This is a genomic window from Flavivirga aquatica (assembly GCF_001747085.1).
Taxonomy (GTDB): domain Bacteria; phylum Bacteroidota; class Bacteroidia; order Flavobacteriales; family Flavobacteriaceae; genus Algibacter_C; species Algibacter_C aquatica.
The window spans coordinates 91,223-106,759 of record NZ_MDJD01000048.1; the positions used below are offsets into that span (position 1 = coordinate 91,223).

Annotated in this window: 19 protein-coding genes; 13 read left to right on the top strand and 6 right to left on the bottom strand. The window is 29.1% G+C overall.

Features of this window, described 5'->3' with window-relative positions; translation table 11 throughout:
- Positions 1–2 precede the first annotated feature (2 nt).
- The 11 genes from A8C32_RS12905 to A8C32_RS12955 all read left to right on the top strand — a co-directional run bounded on the left by A8C32_RS12905 (position 3) and on the right by A8C32_RS12955 (position 6,685).
- Positions 3–506 carry a hypothetical protein gene (locus tag A8C32_RS12905; RefSeq protein ID WP_069830846.1) on the top strand — a complete coding sequence of 168 codons (504 nt, stop codon included), beginning with the start codon at positions 3–5 and terminating at the stop codon, positions 504–506.
- Positions 507–516: 10 nt separating this feature from the next.
- Positions 517–1,122: a hypothetical protein gene (locus tag A8C32_RS12910; protein WP_069830847.1), complete on the top strand. Its 606-nt coding sequence runs from the start codon at positions 517–519 to the stop codon at positions 1,120–1,122.
- Between the two features lie 89 nt (positions 1,123–1,211).
- Positions 1,212–1,751, top strand: a complete 540-nt coding sequence (locus A8C32_RS12915; RefSeq protein ID WP_069830848.1) for a hypothetical protein — start codon at positions 1,212–1,214, stop codon at positions 1,749–1,751.
- Positions 1,752–1,758: 7 nt separating this feature from the next.
- On the top strand, positions 1,759–2,298 hold the full coding sequence (locus A8C32_RS12920; RefSeq protein ID WP_123803425.1) for a hypothetical protein: 540 nt from the start codon (positions 1,759–1,761) through the stop codon (positions 2,296–2,298).
- On the top strand, positions 2,285–2,863 hold the full coding sequence (locus tag A8C32_RS12925) for a hypothetical protein (protein ID WP_069830850.1): 579 nt from the start codon (positions 2,285–2,287) through the stop codon (positions 2,861–2,863). Before A8C32_RS12920 ends, A8C32_RS12925 begins: the two co-directional genes overlap by 14 nt.
- Before the next feature lie 16 nt (positions 2,864–2,879).
- Positions 2,880–3,779 (top strand): hypothetical protein, encoded by a 900-nt coding sequence (locus A8C32_RS12930; protein WP_069830851.1) that lies wholly within the window; start codon positions 2,880–2,882, stop codon positions 3,777–3,779.
- 9 nt (positions 3,780–3,788) lie between these two features.
- Positions 3,789–4,070 carry a hypothetical protein gene (locus A8C32_RS12935; RefSeq protein ID WP_069830852.1) on the top strand — a complete coding sequence of 94 codons (282 nt, stop codon included), beginning with the start codon at positions 3,789–3,791 and terminating at the stop codon, positions 4,068–4,070.
- 80 nt (positions 4,071–4,150) lie between these two features.
- Positions 4,151–4,537, top strand: coding sequence for a hypothetical protein (locus A8C32_RS12940; protein WP_069830853.1), 387 nt, complete (start codon positions 4,151–4,153; stop codon positions 4,535–4,537).
- A gap of 253 nt (positions 4,538–4,790) precedes the next feature.
- Complete coding sequence (locus tag A8C32_RS12945; RefSeq protein WP_069830854.1) at positions 4,791–5,417, top strand: hypothetical protein; 627 nt, start codon at positions 4,791–4,793, stop codon at positions 5,415–5,417.
- Positions 5,418–5,425: 8 nt separating this feature from the next.
- The gene (locus A8C32_RS12950; protein ID WP_069830855.1) at positions 5,426–5,851 is read left to right on the top strand and encodes a PH domain-containing protein; all 426 of its coding nucleotides are present in this window, start codon (positions 5,426–5,428) and stop codon (positions 5,849–5,851) included.
- A gap of 84 nt (positions 5,852–5,935) precedes the next feature.
- Entirely contained in the window at positions 5,936–6,685 is a 750-nt protein-coding gene (locus tag A8C32_RS12955; protein WP_069830856.1) for a LytR/AlgR family response regulator transcription factor, read from the top strand.
- A gap of 109 nt (positions 6,686–6,794) precedes the next feature.
- On the opposite strand, the gene A8C32_RS12960 is transcribed toward A8C32_RS12955, so the two are convergent.
- The 4 genes from A8C32_RS12960 to A8C32_RS12975 all read right to left on the bottom strand — a co-directional run bounded on the left by A8C32_RS12960 (position 6,795) and on the right by A8C32_RS12975 (position 10,440).
- Positions 6,795–7,358, bottom strand: a complete 564-nt coding sequence (locus tag A8C32_RS12960; protein ID WP_069830857.1) for a hypothetical protein — start codon at positions 7,356–7,358, stop codon at positions 6,795–6,797.
- A gap of 396 nt (positions 7,359–7,754) precedes the next feature.
- A complete protein-coding gene (locus A8C32_RS12965; protein ID WP_069830858.1) occupies positions 7,755–8,852 on the bottom strand; it encodes a LytR/AlgR family response regulator transcription factor in 1,098 nt (365 codons plus the stop codon).
- 340 nt (positions 8,853–9,192) lie between these two features.
- Positions 9,193–9,846 (bottom strand): hypothetical protein, encoded by a 654-nt coding sequence (locus tag A8C32_RS12970; RefSeq protein WP_069830859.1) that lies wholly within the window; start codon positions 9,844–9,846, stop codon positions 9,193–9,195.
- A gap of 243 nt (positions 9,847–10,089) precedes the next feature.
- Positions 10,090–10,440 (bottom strand): hypothetical protein, encoded by a 351-nt coding sequence (locus A8C32_RS12975; RefSeq protein ID WP_069830860.1) that lies wholly within the window; start codon positions 10,438–10,440, stop codon positions 10,090–10,092.
- A 252-nt stretch (positions 10,441–10,692) separates the two neighbouring features.
- Between A8C32_RS12975 and A8C32_RS12980 the strand changes: the two genes are divergently transcribed.
- Positions 10,693–10,917 (top strand): response regulator transcription factor, encoded by a 225-nt coding sequence (locus A8C32_RS12980; RefSeq protein WP_069830861.1) that lies wholly within the window; start codon positions 10,693–10,695, stop codon positions 10,915–10,917.
- Between the two features lie 38 nt (positions 10,918–10,955).
- Here A8C32_RS12980 and A8C32_RS12985 read toward each other — a convergent pair whose 3' ends face one another.
- Both A8C32_RS12985 and A8C32_RS12990 read right to left on the bottom strand, forming a co-directional pair.
- Positions 10,956–11,867 carry a GYDIA family GHMP kinase gene (locus A8C32_RS12985; RefSeq protein ID WP_069830862.1) on the bottom strand — a complete coding sequence of 304 codons (912 nt, stop codon included), beginning with the start codon at positions 11,865–11,867 and terminating at the stop codon, positions 10,956–10,958.
- On the bottom strand, positions 11,857–13,185 hold the full coding sequence (locus tag A8C32_RS12990) for a hydroxymethylglutaryl-CoA reductase, degradative (RefSeq protein WP_069830863.1): 1,329 nt from the start codon (positions 13,183–13,185) through the stop codon (positions 11,857–11,859). Before A8C32_RS12990 ends, A8C32_RS12985 begins: the two co-directional genes overlap by 11 nt.
- A 149-nt stretch (positions 13,186–13,334) precedes the next feature.
- Here A8C32_RS12990 and A8C32_RS12995 point away from each other — a divergent pair, with 149 nt between their 5' ends.
- Positions 13,335–15,521, top strand: a complete 2,187-nt coding sequence (locus tag A8C32_RS12995; RefSeq protein WP_069830864.1) for a S9 family peptidase — start codon at positions 13,335–13,337, stop codon at positions 15,519–15,521.
- Positions 15,522–15,537: the final 16 nt, after the last annotated feature.

The window sequence follows — 15,537 nt, forward strand, 5'->3', positions numbered from 1 at the left end:
CTATGAAAAGGTATCTAGTATTTCTTGTAATTGGTTTTGCTTTTAATTTTTGTTCAGCTCAATTACCATATTTTGATCCGGGCGCTGCAATACGTGAATTAGAAAGTAGAAGTGTAAAAAAGTTGAAAGAGGAATCTTTAAAAACAACAGTAGCTTTTGGAGCTACAGCAACAGTAGCAGAGCTAGAAAAGCTTTCTAGAACCAGGTATTTAGGAGTTAGTACCGCAGTGAATATTCAATACCGTAAATATGAAAGTATGTGTAGTAGTTACCTAAACCCTTTTAAAAAGCAAAAATGTAAAAACAGGTATAATTACTTAAAGTATGCGCATAGAAAAGTTATGGGACTTTTAGCAATACCTACAAAACACAAGGTTAATGTTGGTGTAAAGGAACAGATTAAACAAAAATATGCACACATAACCAACACAATTTTAAAAGAGTTGGAAGCTTTAAAGTTAAAAGCAGAAAAGGATAATTTTTATACACGATTAATTATAAAGTAAACTAAAAAAAATGAAGCACATATATATCATAATATTCTTAAGTGTATTTGGAGTTCAGTTAGGGTTTAGTCAATTCTTTCATGTACACATACATATTAATAACACAGATACAGAAACAAGAAGTAAGCTAGCAGCTTTAACAGGTATTTTGGCATTGAGAAATGGGACTTTAATAGATTTAAATAAGGAATTATCAGGAGCCGTAAAATCCCATAACAAGCAACGTTTATTACAGTACACTAAAAATAAATACGATAAAGGCAATGGATTTATTACTAGTGCAGCTACGTCTTCAGTTTTAAGTTTGGGAGCATCTACATTGGCAAGTAGATCTTGGTTGCCATATATGACGAAAGACAAAAGAGATTATTTAAATGCTATAACTATGGAGAAAGGCTTATTGCTGGCATTACAAAATGTAAGTAAAACAAAAATTAAGTCATCCAAAAGGCAAGAAGTGTATAGATTACGTGATAAGCTCCTTAGAGAGTTTTCTAAAAACGATAGAGATGCCCGAAAAACCCTTTTCCTCCCATTAGCTGGTTTGACTGTAATTAATTATAAAGATTTTTTAAAACTATATAGGAAGTTAAAAAAGGTAGATATCGCATTGTAGTATCAAATAAATAACAAATAAACAATTGCATATTCACTTTAAAACAAACTATTAAGAGAAAATATTTTTTAACCTAAAAATAAGTACAGATGAAAGTTAAGTTATTCTATATCGCCTTTTTTTTATTCTGTTCTGTAAAGAGCATAGCCCAACAATTCCCTGTACTTGTAGATCCAGGATCTATGACAGGATCCGTATTATCATGGAGTTTATATTCAATGTTAAGTACTGAAGATAAAAATAACAGAAAGAAAATAATTGCTTTTAAAAAAGATTTAGCAAAGCGCCATTTGTATTTGGTAGAAGGCGCAATAGTAGTTAACAAAATTAATAGAGAAATTTCAAACTGTAAAGAAAGGTATAGGCAGTTAGAACATAGAAATAAATCGCTCTCTTTCTTAAGTTATTCTAAGAAAAAGATCAATAATAAAATGTTGAATTTAGTTAATGTTATGTTAGAAAATATAAATAAAGGATTGAAAAATCAAAGGGCTTTAGAAGTGCTTTATGGAGAGAAATTAAATCTATTGCAAAACACTATGAAATCGTTAACAGAAATCTATAGAGTGTTAGATGTAGTAGAAGATAATATTGAAAAAACTAAACTGTATAATCGAATTTTTAATTAAAACCACTATGAAATTTATTTTATCATACGTATTGTTTCTTATAGCAATAACAAACATAAATGCACAGTTTAATTTTACTATAAACGGGAGTTTTAAAGATATTTTGTCTCAAAGAGCTTACACGAAAATTAATACAGAGAATGGCGTAGTAGGAGCAGAGGCAGTAATTAGCTTATTGAGTACAAAATCGTTTACCTCGCTTATAAATGATCAATTAGAAGAGCTATTGACATTTAACGATGTGCTTTTAAGAGAAAAAGAAAACCTTATAAATTTTGTAAAAGGAGGAAGTTTTAGTAAAGGGTTAGGATACAATAGTTATGGTTACATTACAAAAAAATATCCTCTTTTTGATCTTAATCCTAGTGATGTTTTTAGAAAAAAAATTATACGATATAGGTTTGAACTTAAACTAAAAAAGGAAAGTAAAAAAATAAGAGATTATCTTAATGTAGATAATCCTATTCCAGAAGGCGAGCGGATTCTACTCACACTTACAACACTAGAAAATGTAATCAATTTAACATTAGAAAATGAAAGCTATTAATTTTATAATCATGCTATTTTGTACTATAAACTTATCTGCACAAACGATGTCTTGGAGTATCGCAGATGTAGTTGTTGGTGGAGAAAAAACAGTAATCACTGCGGCACTGGGCACAGAGTTAAGTTTAAGAAAGGCTCAAGGTAAATTAATAAAAGAGTTAGAAGAGGCTGAAGAAAACTATAATTCAAAACGCGAAATTAAAGCAAACTTTAAAAGTAGCTTTATAATTATTGCAGCAGTACAAACTCAAATTATAAATCTTAATAAAAAAATAGAAAATATAAACTCAAACATTAGCGTCCTTAAAATAGCATCCTTTGGTGTTGGTCATGGATTGTCTAGATACAAAGCCGCATTAGATACAGAACAGAAGTATTTACAAAAAATTAACGAAGAAAACTTGCTAGTAGGAGGTACTGGTTTTTTTGTAAGTGGCGGCACAGGACATTTATATACAGCCTATTTAAAGCTGCTGTTAAGAATTATACCTATTAAAAATGAAATACTAAAAATAGAAAAAGAAATAAAAGCGAAAATGACAGTTACCAAAATTTTTCAAAAATAATTTAAAATAAAATACTATGGATATATTAGATGCTATTGACAAAATAAATGACTCCATTTTCGAGGGAGTAGGCTCCGGTATTGGAGGAGTAAGCGGATTTGTAAATCATGTAATCCCTTATTGTTCCTTATTGGCAACTATAATTATGATCATTTTGGTAGGAACTAAAGTCATCAATTATTTTATGAACCCCTCGGGGAATATGGATCCTTTTATACTAGTGAAACCCATTTTGGTTTTGGCTGCTATTGTTTTATACCAACCTCTTGTAGAATTGCTTTTAGTAAAACCTGTAAACCTAGTCACAGATATTACAGAAAGTGCTGCAATGCAAACGGTAAACATAACAAGCATGGATAATTTTTTAGATATAGTAGATGCACAATTATCTAATGTTCAAGATGCTGCAACAGGAGGTAATGGTACTGTAAGTATATACGATATATTACAATTATCAACGTTTTTAGAAATTATTCATTTACTAATACAATTTGTAGCACTAGTAGTTACAGGGTACATTTTATTAAGACAGGTTTTGTTAAAAGCAATTTACTTTATTTTAGGAGTGTTTGTGTTACCATTGTCTTTAATCCCATCTAATTTTGAAATTTTAAAAAACTGGTTCTTTGGGTTTTTATCTGTCCTTTTATGGATACCTATATTAAGAATATTCCAAACGCTTATTGTTTTAATTCATCAAGCGCCTATAGATGGCGGGTTTACGCAACCATTATACTCTGTGGTTTTACAAGTGGTTATGATTCTGTTTTTAATTCAAGTACCTAAATATGCTAACTTTTTAGTAAATGGTTCTGGAGATAATGATGGTAACGGCTACCTTTTTTGGACTGGGAGAGAAATTTATCAGAAGATGTCCTCTAGAAGGTCTAATCGTAATAATAACGATAATAAATAATAATAAACTATGGAATATAAAACACCTAAGGTATTAGAAAAAAAACCTGTTATAGCTGGTTTCGATCTTAAAACAATAGTGGTTATATCGGCTTGTTTTTTACTCTTTTTATTTACCGTATTTGCTTCGTTTTTTCTGTCGCTGTCATTTATTCTAATAGCAGCAATTTATATAAAAATTCAGAAAAAATATCCAGAGAGAGGAGAGTTAAGTATACTAATAAAATACACAACAAGTGTTAAATGTATAGAAGTAAATCAACCCATTATCTCTTTAATAAAAACAAAATAGGAAGTGTTTTTAAAAACACAAACTAAAATTTTAATGAATACATTTTAAATAAATTAATAATCTTAGAAACAAATTTAATTATGAAAACTAAAAAGCAAAATTTAACAATTAAAAATTTAAAAGCATTAGATGTAAAATCGATAAAGTCTAAAATTAAAACGCCTAAATTAATATGCACAGTACTTTTGGTATTGCTTCATGTAGCTCCAGCTTTTGCTCAAGTAACAGATGTTGAAAATCAATTAGGAATATGGGGAGATAATATAAAAACAATCCTTAATGCTGTAGTAGGTATATTTTCTATAGGTGGTGGATTTTTAATATTTATTCAATATATGCAAGGTAATGAACAAGCACAAAAAAACTTTATTAGGTTTATTATTGGATTAGCTATTTTTGGCTTAGTAGCATTAATTGCTAATATTTTCTTACCAGGAGCAGACAACAATGTAGATTGGGATGTATAAATAAACTTCATTTTTAAAAGTACTCATACAGCATTTACAAATGGTCTATAAAAACATGAGTATTTTACAATAGGGTTGCGCAGTTAGAGCAGCTTAATTACAGATTTACAAACTAGGAAAATCCTCAACATTTAGAGGTCTTATAATTCCCTTGAAAAACAGGGACAGGACAACTATTACCCTAATTTATCTGGGCAACCCTATTAAAAATGACATTTAAATTTTAACAAATTATTTAAAAAACTATTAGAAAATGGATTTACAATCATTAAAAAATATACCTGCTAGTTTTTCCTTAGCAAAACGCTCTCTACTTTATTGCTTAATCATATCTGTATCAATTTCAACAGGTAGTTTAGTCTGGGCATTTATAACAACAAATAATATTAAAAACACAGCTTTTGTATTAACTAAAGATGGTCAAGCAGCAATGATGACAGGCGTATCTCTAAGTGAAGTAGATGTGTATAGAAAACCAGAAATTATGAATCATATTAAAATGTTTCATAAAGCACTTTGGGAAATAGATCAATTTAATTACGAAAGACGCATTAATAAAGCCTTATACCTATCTGGTCGATCTGGGAAACAACTATACCAAACGTTACAAGCAAATGGGCACCTTGCCAAAATAGTTACAGAAAATTTAACTCAAAAAATAGATATAGATTCTATTAAAATTAATGAAAAGGTAACGCCTTATCAAGCGCAGTTATTTGGAAAGCTTAGAGTATCTAGAACAGATCAAAAAGTAGAATCTGTGAATGACTTTAGAGCAAAATTTGTGCTACATAATGTATCCAGAACCAATAAAAATCCACATGGACTTTTAATAGAAAATTACCTATTACAATCAAAACCAATTACTATTCCTAAATAAAAAACAATATGGAAACAGAAAATAAAATATGGGAAGGCACACCATCCCAATGGATAAACTTAATGTTTTACTTATGCTGCACTTTACTTATTGTTGGTTACGGTTTAGGTTTAGTTCTAGCATTATGGAAATACTTAGATACCAGATACAATCGTATTAAAATTACAGATGAACGTATTATAGAACGAAAAGGGATTTTATCAATAACTACAAACCAATTAGAACTTTATAGAGTAAAGGACATAAAATTAGAACAGCCACTTATACTTCGTCTTTTTGGGTTGTCTAATATTGTTTTAATCACCTCAGACGCTACAAACCCACTATATGTTTTAAGAGGTATAGAAAATGGTACGTTACTCTCAGAAAAATTAAGAAAAGCTACCGATAAGCGTCGAGATATTAAAGGCGTACGAGAGTTAGATTTTGGTTAATACTCTAAATGTAAGCCAAAAAACAAGAATAATATTTATAGAAATTGCTTAGCAGCTACTTAGAATCAAGAAAACCTAAAACATATGAACACAGAACATATTACAGCCATTATTATTGAAGAAAACCTTATAGAAGCTCAACGAATAGAAAAGGCAATAGCAGAACAATGTCCTAATATTGTTATTAATGAAATAGGTACAACTCCAATTGAAACTAAGAAAATTATTAATGAAGGTTCTTACGATATTATAATTATGGGTTTAAAAGTTGGGAAAGATTATGCTTTCGAAATTTTGCAAAAGACCTCTTTAAATATCCAGGATAAAGAATTGATTTTAACATCAACAGAACCAGAAGGTAATCTTAAAACATATAGAAATTCGGCAATAGATTATATTTTGAAACCATTGGAACCTTTAGGAATAATGGGAGCTATTGAAAAAGCAGAACAGAAAATAATGGAGCAAAAAGAGTTACACAACCTAACTAGAGGTAAAAGTAAACCGTTAAACTTAGTAGCTATACCATCTACTAATGATGTGAAAATTATTAAAGTTAGTGATATTTTATATCTTAAATCTGAAGGGAAATACACCATATTTCATACCTCTAAAGGAAAGCAAGTTGTTTCTAGCACAAATTTAGGAGCTTATGAAAAGAAACTTGCTCAAAATAATTTTTTTAGAATCCATAATTCATTTCTTGTAAATATGGATAGTGTAGTAAATGTGCAAAAAAAAGATGGTGTATATGTAGAAATAAATAATCGTGATATGATTCCTGTAGCAAAACGAAAAAAAGAGTCTCTTTTTTATTATTTAGGAATAAAATAAAACTCTATTCTTCGAGGTTTAATATTTAGTTTTTGTGTAAAGTTTAAAAAGGTTTAACTCTTAAAGTTGAACCTTTTGATGTTTTAAAATAGATTTTAAAAAAGAAGGCTCATCTCAAGCTTCTTGCTGTATGTATTCTTTTTTGGGTAAAGGACGATTGTTGTTTTCTAGCTTTAACGCCTTTTCTCTTTTTTTCTTTAAGTTTTTTATTTGGAACTTTTGCAATGTTTAGCAGCGCTTTATATTTAGAATCCATCTTTTGTTTTTCTATAGTAAAATCTTTTTTAGCGTGTTTATAGTCTTTAATTGTTTTATCTAGTTTTTTCTGATTTTTTTTAGTTTTTAAATCATTGAGATCTAATCTTATATTTGTGAGTAAACCAGTTTTTATTGTTTTTAAAGCTTCATAACTTGTAATAAGGTTTTGTTGCGTTTCAAGCCTTTCTTGTAAAGCTCCAATTAAACGAGTTTTGTTGTTAGAAACAGCTTTAGCTTCTAATTTTTCTATTCTTTTATAAAGCCTTTTTCCTCTTGTTTTAGCGCTCTTAATTTTTCTATCTAAACTTTTGTTTTCTAATTCTAGTCCAGCTTTTTTCTTTTCTAATTCTTTTTCGGTTGGAGTGCCTTTTTTTATTCTTAAAAAAACAAGGAGTCTTCTTATTATTTCTTTCATAATTATATGTTTTTATTGTATTAGATTTATTTTCAAAAACATCTAAAACCAATGTTATTTACATGTAAATTCGAAAATGTTAAAACTATTTATAGTTTAATTTTAAGGAGCAGATGCGGATGGTAATTCTTTAATAAAAATTAAATTTTTTTTTAATTTTTTTAAACTAAATAATGAGCATGTATTCATAAGTATTGTTTGTTTTATTATTGATATATACAAATAAAACCTAGAATAAGCAGGTATCCTATTAACTAGTAATAACTGGTGGGTTTAAGGTAACAGCTGTTACTTTTATAATTAAAATGGTATTAAGCTGTTATTTATAAAATGGAGTAATTATTTATTCTTATAAAAATTATAGCATATGTTAGCAGTTAAATAGCATGTGTTTTATTAAATACTTAGCCATTGCCTAAACTCGGCAGCTTTGTTTTTGCTAATAATTATTTGAACATCTGGTTTGTCTGTAATTAAAATTTTAAGCTGACTGTTTCCGTATTTAACTATTTTTTCGATAGCGGTAATACTTATTATATATTGCCTATTAGCCCTAAAGAATATTGATTGATCTGTAGTGTTGTACAATTCATCTAAACTCAAGTTGGTGGTAGATTTTTTACCATTAACATTAAATATATAAGTTATACTATTTTCTGATTGGATATAGGCAATTTGATTTGTAGAAATGGGAACTAGCTCGTTTCTAATATAAGTAAGGATTCTTTTCTTTTCAGACTTAGTTTTTTCTTCTATAATCGCATTATTATTCTCTTCAATAACTTTTTGCTGGTGTTCTATAAGGTCTTTGTTTAATTTTGATAAACTAAATAATTCGTTTTCTAAAGCACTATTTTTTGATTCTAATTGTTTTTCATAAAGGCTTCCCAAAATTCTTACAGCAAAAAAAGAAGAGATTACTATAAACCCTCCCATTAAAAAAAGGATGCGATAAAATCTATTTTGAAGGAGTCTAGTCTGTGCGGTGATTTTATCTAGATTAAAATTAGCTCCTACTATTAGATCTGTCCCTTTAACTGGAGATAGATAAATAATTTCAGATTGCTCAATAGAATTGCCTTCTTTTTTCTGACTTACTAATATCTCATACAATTCATTTGTCTTGTCTTTTTCATTTAAAGCATCAAGTAGATTTTGGTTTGAGTTAACCATTTCGCCTACTCGAGTAATATCTGGATGGCAAATTTGTTTACCAGACCAATCCATAACAGATAAAAAAGAAGTCATTTCTTGCGTTTTTTCAATAGCAGATTGTATGTTTATCTTTGCAGAATCAAGAGGTATTCCACCAGATAATTGAGTGCTTATTAATTGAGATATCCCATCTGCTTCTCTTTTGCTAGATTCGAGTTGGATAGCAATTAGTTGATCTGAGCTTTCCATAATAAAGTGCTTAACACTAAAAGAAGCAACAGTTAAAAAAATAATAGAAATAGTAATAAAAGTGAGTAAGTATAAATGATCTTTTCTCATAAAAGAAGCAAAATTTTTGTCGTAAAACTACTATAATTTTCATTAAAAAATCCTGTTAATTTTAAAGAATAACTAGTATAATAAAGAAACAGAAACTTATTATGCTTATTAGGCCTTTTTTAATGAACTCATCTTGACTTTTTGGATTTAACCGAAAATGAGTGAAAATTTGTTCAGATAAAGTTATTCTTAAAAGGCATAGCATGCGCTACACATGAAAAATAACTAAAATATGGGCGAATTTTGGACATTTTTTAGGAAATAGAAAAAATCAAGATAAGTTCATACTAAAAAGAAGTTAAACTTACTAGAATGGGTATATTAAATTGGAGCTAAATATTTAATGTGATTTCTTTTTTCTTTTATGTTTATTTGTAAATTGTGTATTTACTTTTTTTGATGAATTAATTGCTTTTTTGGGAACCTGTTTTAATTTACTTAAATCGTTATTCTTAGCTAAAGTGTTTTGCCTAATATTCGTAATATTATGAGTGTTTTCTTTTACAACAGAATTGTAGTAGTTATCTATTGTATTTTCAAGATTTCTAGATATCAAGAGACTTACTTGTTTAGATAAATCTTCTGTTAAATATTCATGTTGTAACAATTTTCTAATATCATCTTTACTATAAGTTGTATAATGCTGCTCTATAAACCCTTTAGCATTCTTGTACATTTGTTCAAGTTTATTGGGCATTTTTTCTGCAGTAAGTGTATTTACAATTACTTCTTTAATAAAAGTGTTCAGGTTAATTTCTATATTATGCCCCAGATGCTTGTCCATTAAAAGTTCTACTTGCTTACTTATAGGTTTTAGAGGGTGATTTTTTATTAGTTTTTTTGTGTCTTTTTGTATGTCTTGTATCTTATTAATTAATTTATCTGCAAGTTGATCCTTTAATTGGTCAATAAGTTGATTAAATGTTTCATGATATCCTTCGGCTAGGGTTTGAAGAAGATCATCTTGTACGTCTTTTGTATTTTGTTTTACCATGCTTATATTTTAGATAACCTTTCTAATTGAAGTTTTCTTGTGTTTTTTTGAACCTTTAATTCTTCATATTATGTTACAAAAATGCTAATCTAGACATATCGATATTCTTTCTTGAATGGTAATTAATGAATGGTGTGTTTAAGGTAACAATTGGTAAGAAAGGTAATTTCGAATACTTTTTATTTTTTTAGTATTCCACTTATGCTAAGTAAATTAGGAGTTTGGTTGGGTGAAACTGTGGTCTTAGTATGGTTTATTGATACCAATTCTACTGTAGGCTCCTTGTTTTTGCACCTTCTTACGCGTTTTTTTTATCATAGCTTGTGTTTTAACGGTTTTACCTTTATGTGGCGCCTTTTGTTCTAAGTACGGTAGTTCTTCATTAAGTTTTGCTAAGCGATCCAAGTATTTTTTATAGAATTCTGTTTCTTTCTTGTTTTTAAGAGTAAGACGTGGTGTCAATTTTTTTTTCTTTTTAGTCCGTTTTAATCGGTTTTTTTTCTTTCGTTTTTTTTGAGAAGAAACAGATTCCCTTAACAGTTGTAAAAGTTTTGTAGTTAAACTTTTTACTGTGCTGATAATAATTTTTTTCATTAGGTTTAGTTCTTGTTTTTCTATTTAAGAAAGATTACAGATCCTTTATTTCCAAAATCCTGCATGTTAGATTGATTAAAGATCTGAAAAGAATCAAGAGTTCTATATATTAATAGTTTTTACTGAGAATGAAATTTTAAATTTCTAATAAGTAAAGATTTGTAATACATATAAGGCGTCTTTCTTTTTTGAAAGATACATTCATAATCACTTAGTTATAAAAGTAAAGTAATAAACGATCACATTTAAGTAATGTTTGGAGTTCGTATTCTTGTCTATGTAAAGAATGGTATTAATACCAAAATTGATGTAATAACTTTAATAGCACAAGAATTTACGACTCAAGAAATAACGGATAAGTTATTTTTAAGCAAACACACCATAGAAAGTTGCCGAAAAAATTTAATAGCGAAACTTAATGTAAGAAACCTAGCAGGATTGACTAAGCATGCTTTGAAAATGAAGTATATCGATTAGTATAGTTATTTAATTATAAACCAGTTTAGAGTGGAGAGCTAGAGTACCATATCTTTATATGGGATAACGGTAGTAAAACCTTTATCTTTAAAATATTGGGTTGGGTTTTCTTTAGAAGTGGCTAGTATAAAATCACCTCCCCATGCACCAAGACTTTTTATAGCCCCCTTAAAGTCTTTAAATAAAAGATGTTTTGCAGAAGTTTGTCTTGTAATCTTAGAAATGATGGATTCATGCTGATTTATTAATTTTTCAAAACGATCTAAAGTATTACAAATAATCATTTCAGAAGTGATTCTATTAATATCTTGAATCGCAGATTTTGAGTTTTCTTTATTAGCATGATAATGTTTAATACCATCACGACTATTTTGTTTTTTGTTTAAATGAATAAAGTATAAATGGTTTTTAAATAAAGGATTGAAACGAACTTTGTTAGTTATAGGGGTTTTGTTTTCAATTCTATAAGTAATAGGTGTATGGTGTTGCGCACATGCTATGTCATAGCCACTGCCTCCAAAAGTGTTTTCTAAGAGTTTGTAAGGATCAATATTTGCCCATTGCGCTATATTGTTTATTAATGTAGATGAGGTTCCAAGTCCCCAATTTTTTGGAAAATCTAAAGCAGTGGTTATCTTACACCCACTATTCTTACTAAGAAAGAGAGGATTTAATTGTTTTGCAATATGTAGTATCTGTATTAATCTATCTAAAATATCATTGCTAGGAGTAAACGATGATGAAACCTCTTTAATAGGAAATTCACTTTCAAACCAAACAGCTCCTTTTTCATCTAAACTTTCCCAAATAAGATTTGAATGTTCAATAGGTTCAATAATTAAAGATTGACCATGTTTTGTTGGTACAGCTAAAGCATTAGCACCATCAAGTACTACGTATTCGCCAGAAATAAGTAGTTTCCCGTTACTATAAAATGTGTTATTCTTCACTTGCAACTCTTAACTTGTTAATCGCCTCTATTACCGCGCTATGGGTAACTGTATTGGTTTTAAAATGCTCCGTTAAAGCCTGTTTTTCATAATCGTTAGCTTCAAATTGATTTAATATATTTTTTAAGTGCATTTTCATATGTCCTTGCTGAATACCTGTAGTTGTAAGAGAACGTAACGCAGCAAAATTTTGGGCTAATCCAGCAACAGCTACAATTTGCATAAGATCTTTTGCAGATGGTTTGCCTAACATCTCTAAGGCTAATTTTACTAGCGGATGTAAACCAGTGAGACCTCCAACAGTTCCTAAGGCTAAAGGGATTTCCATCCAAAATGTAAAAATACCATCTTTAATTTTGGCATGTGTTAAACTGCTATAACGTCCATTTCTAGAAGCATAGGCATGAACTCCAGCTTCAACAGCTCTAAAATCATTTCCAGTAGCTAAAATAACAGCATCAATACCATTCATAATGCCTTTATTATGAGTAACCGCACGATAAGGTTCAACTTTAGCAATATTAACAGCCTGTACAAATTTATTTGCAAGTGCTTCTCCAGAAATGCTGTCGTTTTCGCTTAAATCATCAACCTTACAACTAACTTCAGCACGAACCAAACAGTCAGGAACATAGTTAGATAATATGCTCATAATAATTTCAATTTGCTTTTCGATCTCAGAAAACAAATCAAATTTTAATGCTTCATTTTTTAAGGTTTTTGCAAACTGCTCTAAACATGAGTTTATAAAATTAGCCCCCATAGCATCTAGCGTTTCAAACGATGCATGAAGTTGGTAGTAATCAGTTATATCTGCCGTTTTATTACGAAGTTCAATATCAATGATACCTCCACCACGGTTTTCCATGTTTTTAGTAATACGACTAGACTCTTGAATTAATTTAACTTTTACATTATTAAAAAATTGTTTTAACTTTTCAAAATCCCCTTTATATATAAAATGAACCTGACCAATTTTAGTAGTAGATAAAACTTTTGTTTTGAATCCGCCACGATCTAACCAAAATTTAGCAGACTTACTAGCTGCAGCAACTACCGAACTTTCCTCGATAGCCATTGGAATAGTATATAACTTATCGTTAATTAAAAAATTTGGTGCAACACCAAGAGGTAAATAGTAGTTTGTTATCGTATTTTCAATAAATTCATCATGAAGCTGTTGTAGTTTTTCGTTAGTGTTCCAATACTGTTTTAAAACATGTTTGGCATCGTTAGCATTAGAAAAATACGTATCTACAATCCAATCAATTTTTTTTGATTTAGATAGTTTAGAAAAACCAGCAATAGATTTACTCATATAATATTTGTTTACAATACAAAGATACTACTCTTGGTGTGAATATTAAATCTTACTTTTATAGAAGTTATTTAAGTGTTAATAAATGCTATTTTTTGCATAATTTTTAGTAAACTTGGCGTCGCATTGTGAAATAAACATCGTTTTTAATGAAATACCTAAAATTCTCCTTTTACGTTTCCTTTTTTTTTATGACTTCTTTAGTCGCTCAAACACAAGAAATTACTCTTGAAGATATATGGAGCAAAGGCACTTTTAGAACAGAAAGATTGGATGCATTGCATTCTATGGCTAATGGTCAGCAATATTCTGTTTTAAATTTTGATAGAAGTACAAGATCTACTTCTGTAGATATTTATGATTATAAAACCTTAAAAAAGGTTAAAACCCTTGTGAGTTCTGCAAACCTTGACGCCCTTGCTTACTTTACAAGTTATACCTTTAGTGATGATGAACGTAAAGTTATCTTAGCGACTAATAGAGAATCTATTTACCGTCGTTCTACAATAGGGAACTATTATGTTTATAATATAAATAATGAATCATTAACATTAATTTCTGAAGAAAAAATACAAGAACCTACATTTTCACCTGATGGTAATAAAGTAGCTTTTGCAAAGAATAATAATTTATATGTGAAAGATTTAAATTCAGAAAAAACGATTCAAATAACCTTTGATGGTAAAAAAAATGAAGTTATTAATGGTATAACAGATTGGGTTTATGAAGAAGAATTTGCCTTTGTACGCGCTTTCGAATGGAATGCAGATAATAGCAAAATAGCTTTTATTCGTTTTAATGAAATTAATGTCCCTGAATTCTCAATGGATATTTATGGTCAAAGTTTATACCCAAGACAGAAGGCGTTTAAATATCCTAAAGCAGGTGAAGCTAATTCTAATGTATCACTTCATATTTATAATTTAGAAACAGAGAAAACACAAGAAGTTAAAGTTAATAAAATGTATAAAGATTTTTATATTCCACGTATAAAATGGACTAATAATCCAGATGTATTGAGTGCGCAGTATATAAATAGGCATCAAAATGAATTAGATTTATGGATGGTAAATGTGAAAAATAATACTTCTAGTTTGGCTTTAGCAGAGAAAGATAAAGCCTATATTAATGTTACAGGTAGTCTAACCTTTTTAGAAGACAATAGTTTTATTTGGACAAGCGAAAAAGATGGATATAATCATATTTATCATTATGATAAAAATGGAAAGCTTATTAATCAAGTAACAAAAGGAAACTGGGAAGTAACTAGTTATTATGGTTACAATAAAAAAAACAATACCATTTATTACCAATCTGTTGAAAATGGTTCTATAAATAGAGATGTCTATTCTATTAAGTTAAATGGGCGTAGTAAAACGAGACTTAGTAAAGATGAAGGAACAAATAGCGCATCTTTTAGTACTGATTTTTCTTATTTTATAAATACATTTTCAAGTGCAAACGTACCTCCTAGATATACATTGAATGCTACTTCTTCAGGAAAGTTGATTAAAAGTATAAAGGATAATGATAGATTAGCTAAAACGTTATCAAACTTCAAAATCTCCAAAAAAGAGTTTAGTACCATCAATGCAAATGGAAACAATTTAAACATGTGGTTAATTAAGCCAGCAAATTTTGATGCATCAAAGCAATACCCGTTATTAATGTATCAATATTCTGGTCCAGGATCTCAACAAGTAGCCAATAAATGGAATAATGCTAACGATTATTGGTATCAATATTTAGCGCAACAAGGTTATATTATTGCTTGTGTTGACGGACGAGGTACAGGTTTTAAAGGATCTGATTTTAAAAAGGTTACACAAAATGAACTTGGAAAATATGAGGTTGAAGATCAAATTGCAGTTGCAAAACAATTAGGAGAACTGTCTTATATTGATGCTGCTAAAATAGGAATTTGGGGTTGGAGTTTTGGTGGTTTTATGAGTAGTAATTGTTTGTTTAAAGGAAATGATATTTTTAAAATGGCAATAGCTGTAGCACCAGTAAGTAGCTGGCGTTTTTACGATTCTATTTATACAGAACGTTATATGACTACACCTCAAGAAAATGCAAGTGGTTATGATGAAAACTCACCAATAAATCATGTAGATAAATTAAAAGGAGATTTTCTTTTGGTACATGGTTCAAGTGATGATAATGTCCATTTACAGAATACTATGCGTTTAGCAGAAGCTTTAATTCAAGCAGATAAACAGTTTGATTGGGCTATTTATCCAGATAAAAATCATGGGATTAAAGGTGGGAATACAAGGTTGCATCTTTATAAAAAAATGACTCGTTTTATTAATGAAACACTAGGTGATAAATAAAAGTAATGATCAGCTA

Coding starts and splice junctions, on each gene's coding strand:
- A8C32_RS12975 (WP_069830860.1), bottom strand. CDS start 10,440: ATGAAAAAAATTATTATCAGCACAGTAAAAAGTTTAACTACAAAACTT.
- A8C32_RS12915 (WP_069830848.1), top strand. CDS start 1,212: ATGAAAGTTAAGTTATTCTATATCGCCTTTTTTTTATTCTGTTCTGTA.
- A8C32_RS12980 (WP_069830861.1), top strand. CDS start 10,693: ATGTTTGGAGTTCGTATTCTTGTCTATGTAAAGAATGGTATTAATACC.
- A8C32_RS12970 (WP_069830859.1), bottom strand. CDS start 9,846: ATGGTAAAACAAAATACAAAAGACGTACAAGATGATCTTCTTCAAACC.
- A8C32_RS12950 (WP_069830855.1), top strand. CDS start 5,426: ATGGAAACAGAAAATAAAATATGGGAAGGCACACCATCCCAATGGATA.
- A8C32_RS12925 (WP_069830850.1), top strand. CDS start 2,285: ATGAAAGCTATTAATTTTATAATCATGCTATTTTGTACTATAAACTTA.
- A8C32_RS12960 (WP_069830857.1), bottom strand. CDS start 7,358: ATGAAAGAAATAATAAGAAGACTCCTTGTTTTTTTAAGAATAAAAAAA.
- A8C32_RS12935 (WP_069830852.1), top strand. CDS start 3,789: ATGGAATATAAAACACCTAAGGTATTAGAAAAAAAACCTGTTATAGCT.
- A8C32_RS12995 (WP_069830864.1), top strand. CDS start 13,335: ATGAAATACCTAAAATTCTCCTTTTACGTTTCCTTTTTTTTTATGACT.
- A8C32_RS12940 (WP_069830853.1), top strand. CDS start 4,151: ATGAAAACTAAAAAGCAAAATTTAACAATTAAAAATTTAAAAGCATTA.
- A8C32_RS12965 (WP_069830858.1), bottom strand. CDS start 8,852: ATGAGAAAAGATCATTTATACTTACTCACTTTTATTACTATTTCTATT.
- A8C32_RS12955 (WP_069830856.1), top strand. CDS start 5,936: ATGAACACAGAACATATTACAGCCATTATTATTGAAGAAAACCTTATA.
- A8C32_RS12920 (WP_123803425.1), top strand. CDS start 1,759: ATGAAATTTATTTTATCATACGTATTGTTTCTTATAGCAATAACAAAC.
- A8C32_RS12930 (WP_069830851.1), top strand. CDS start 2,880: ATGGATATATTAGATGCTATTGACAAAATAAATGACTCCATTTTCGAG.
- A8C32_RS12910 (WP_069830847.1), top strand. CDS start 517: ATGAAGCACATATATATCATAATATTCTTAAGTGTATTTGGAGTTCAG.
- A8C32_RS12905 (WP_069830846.1), top strand. CDS start 3: ATGAAAAGGTATCTAGTATTTCTTGTAATTGGTTTTGCTTTTAATTTT.
- A8C32_RS12945 (WP_069830854.1), top strand. CDS start 4,791: ATGGATTTACAATCATTAAAAAATATACCTGCTAGTTTTTCCTTAGCA.
- A8C32_RS12990 (WP_069830863.1), bottom strand. CDS start 13,185: ATGAGTAAATCTATTGCTGGTTTTTCTAAACTATCTAAATCAAAAAAA.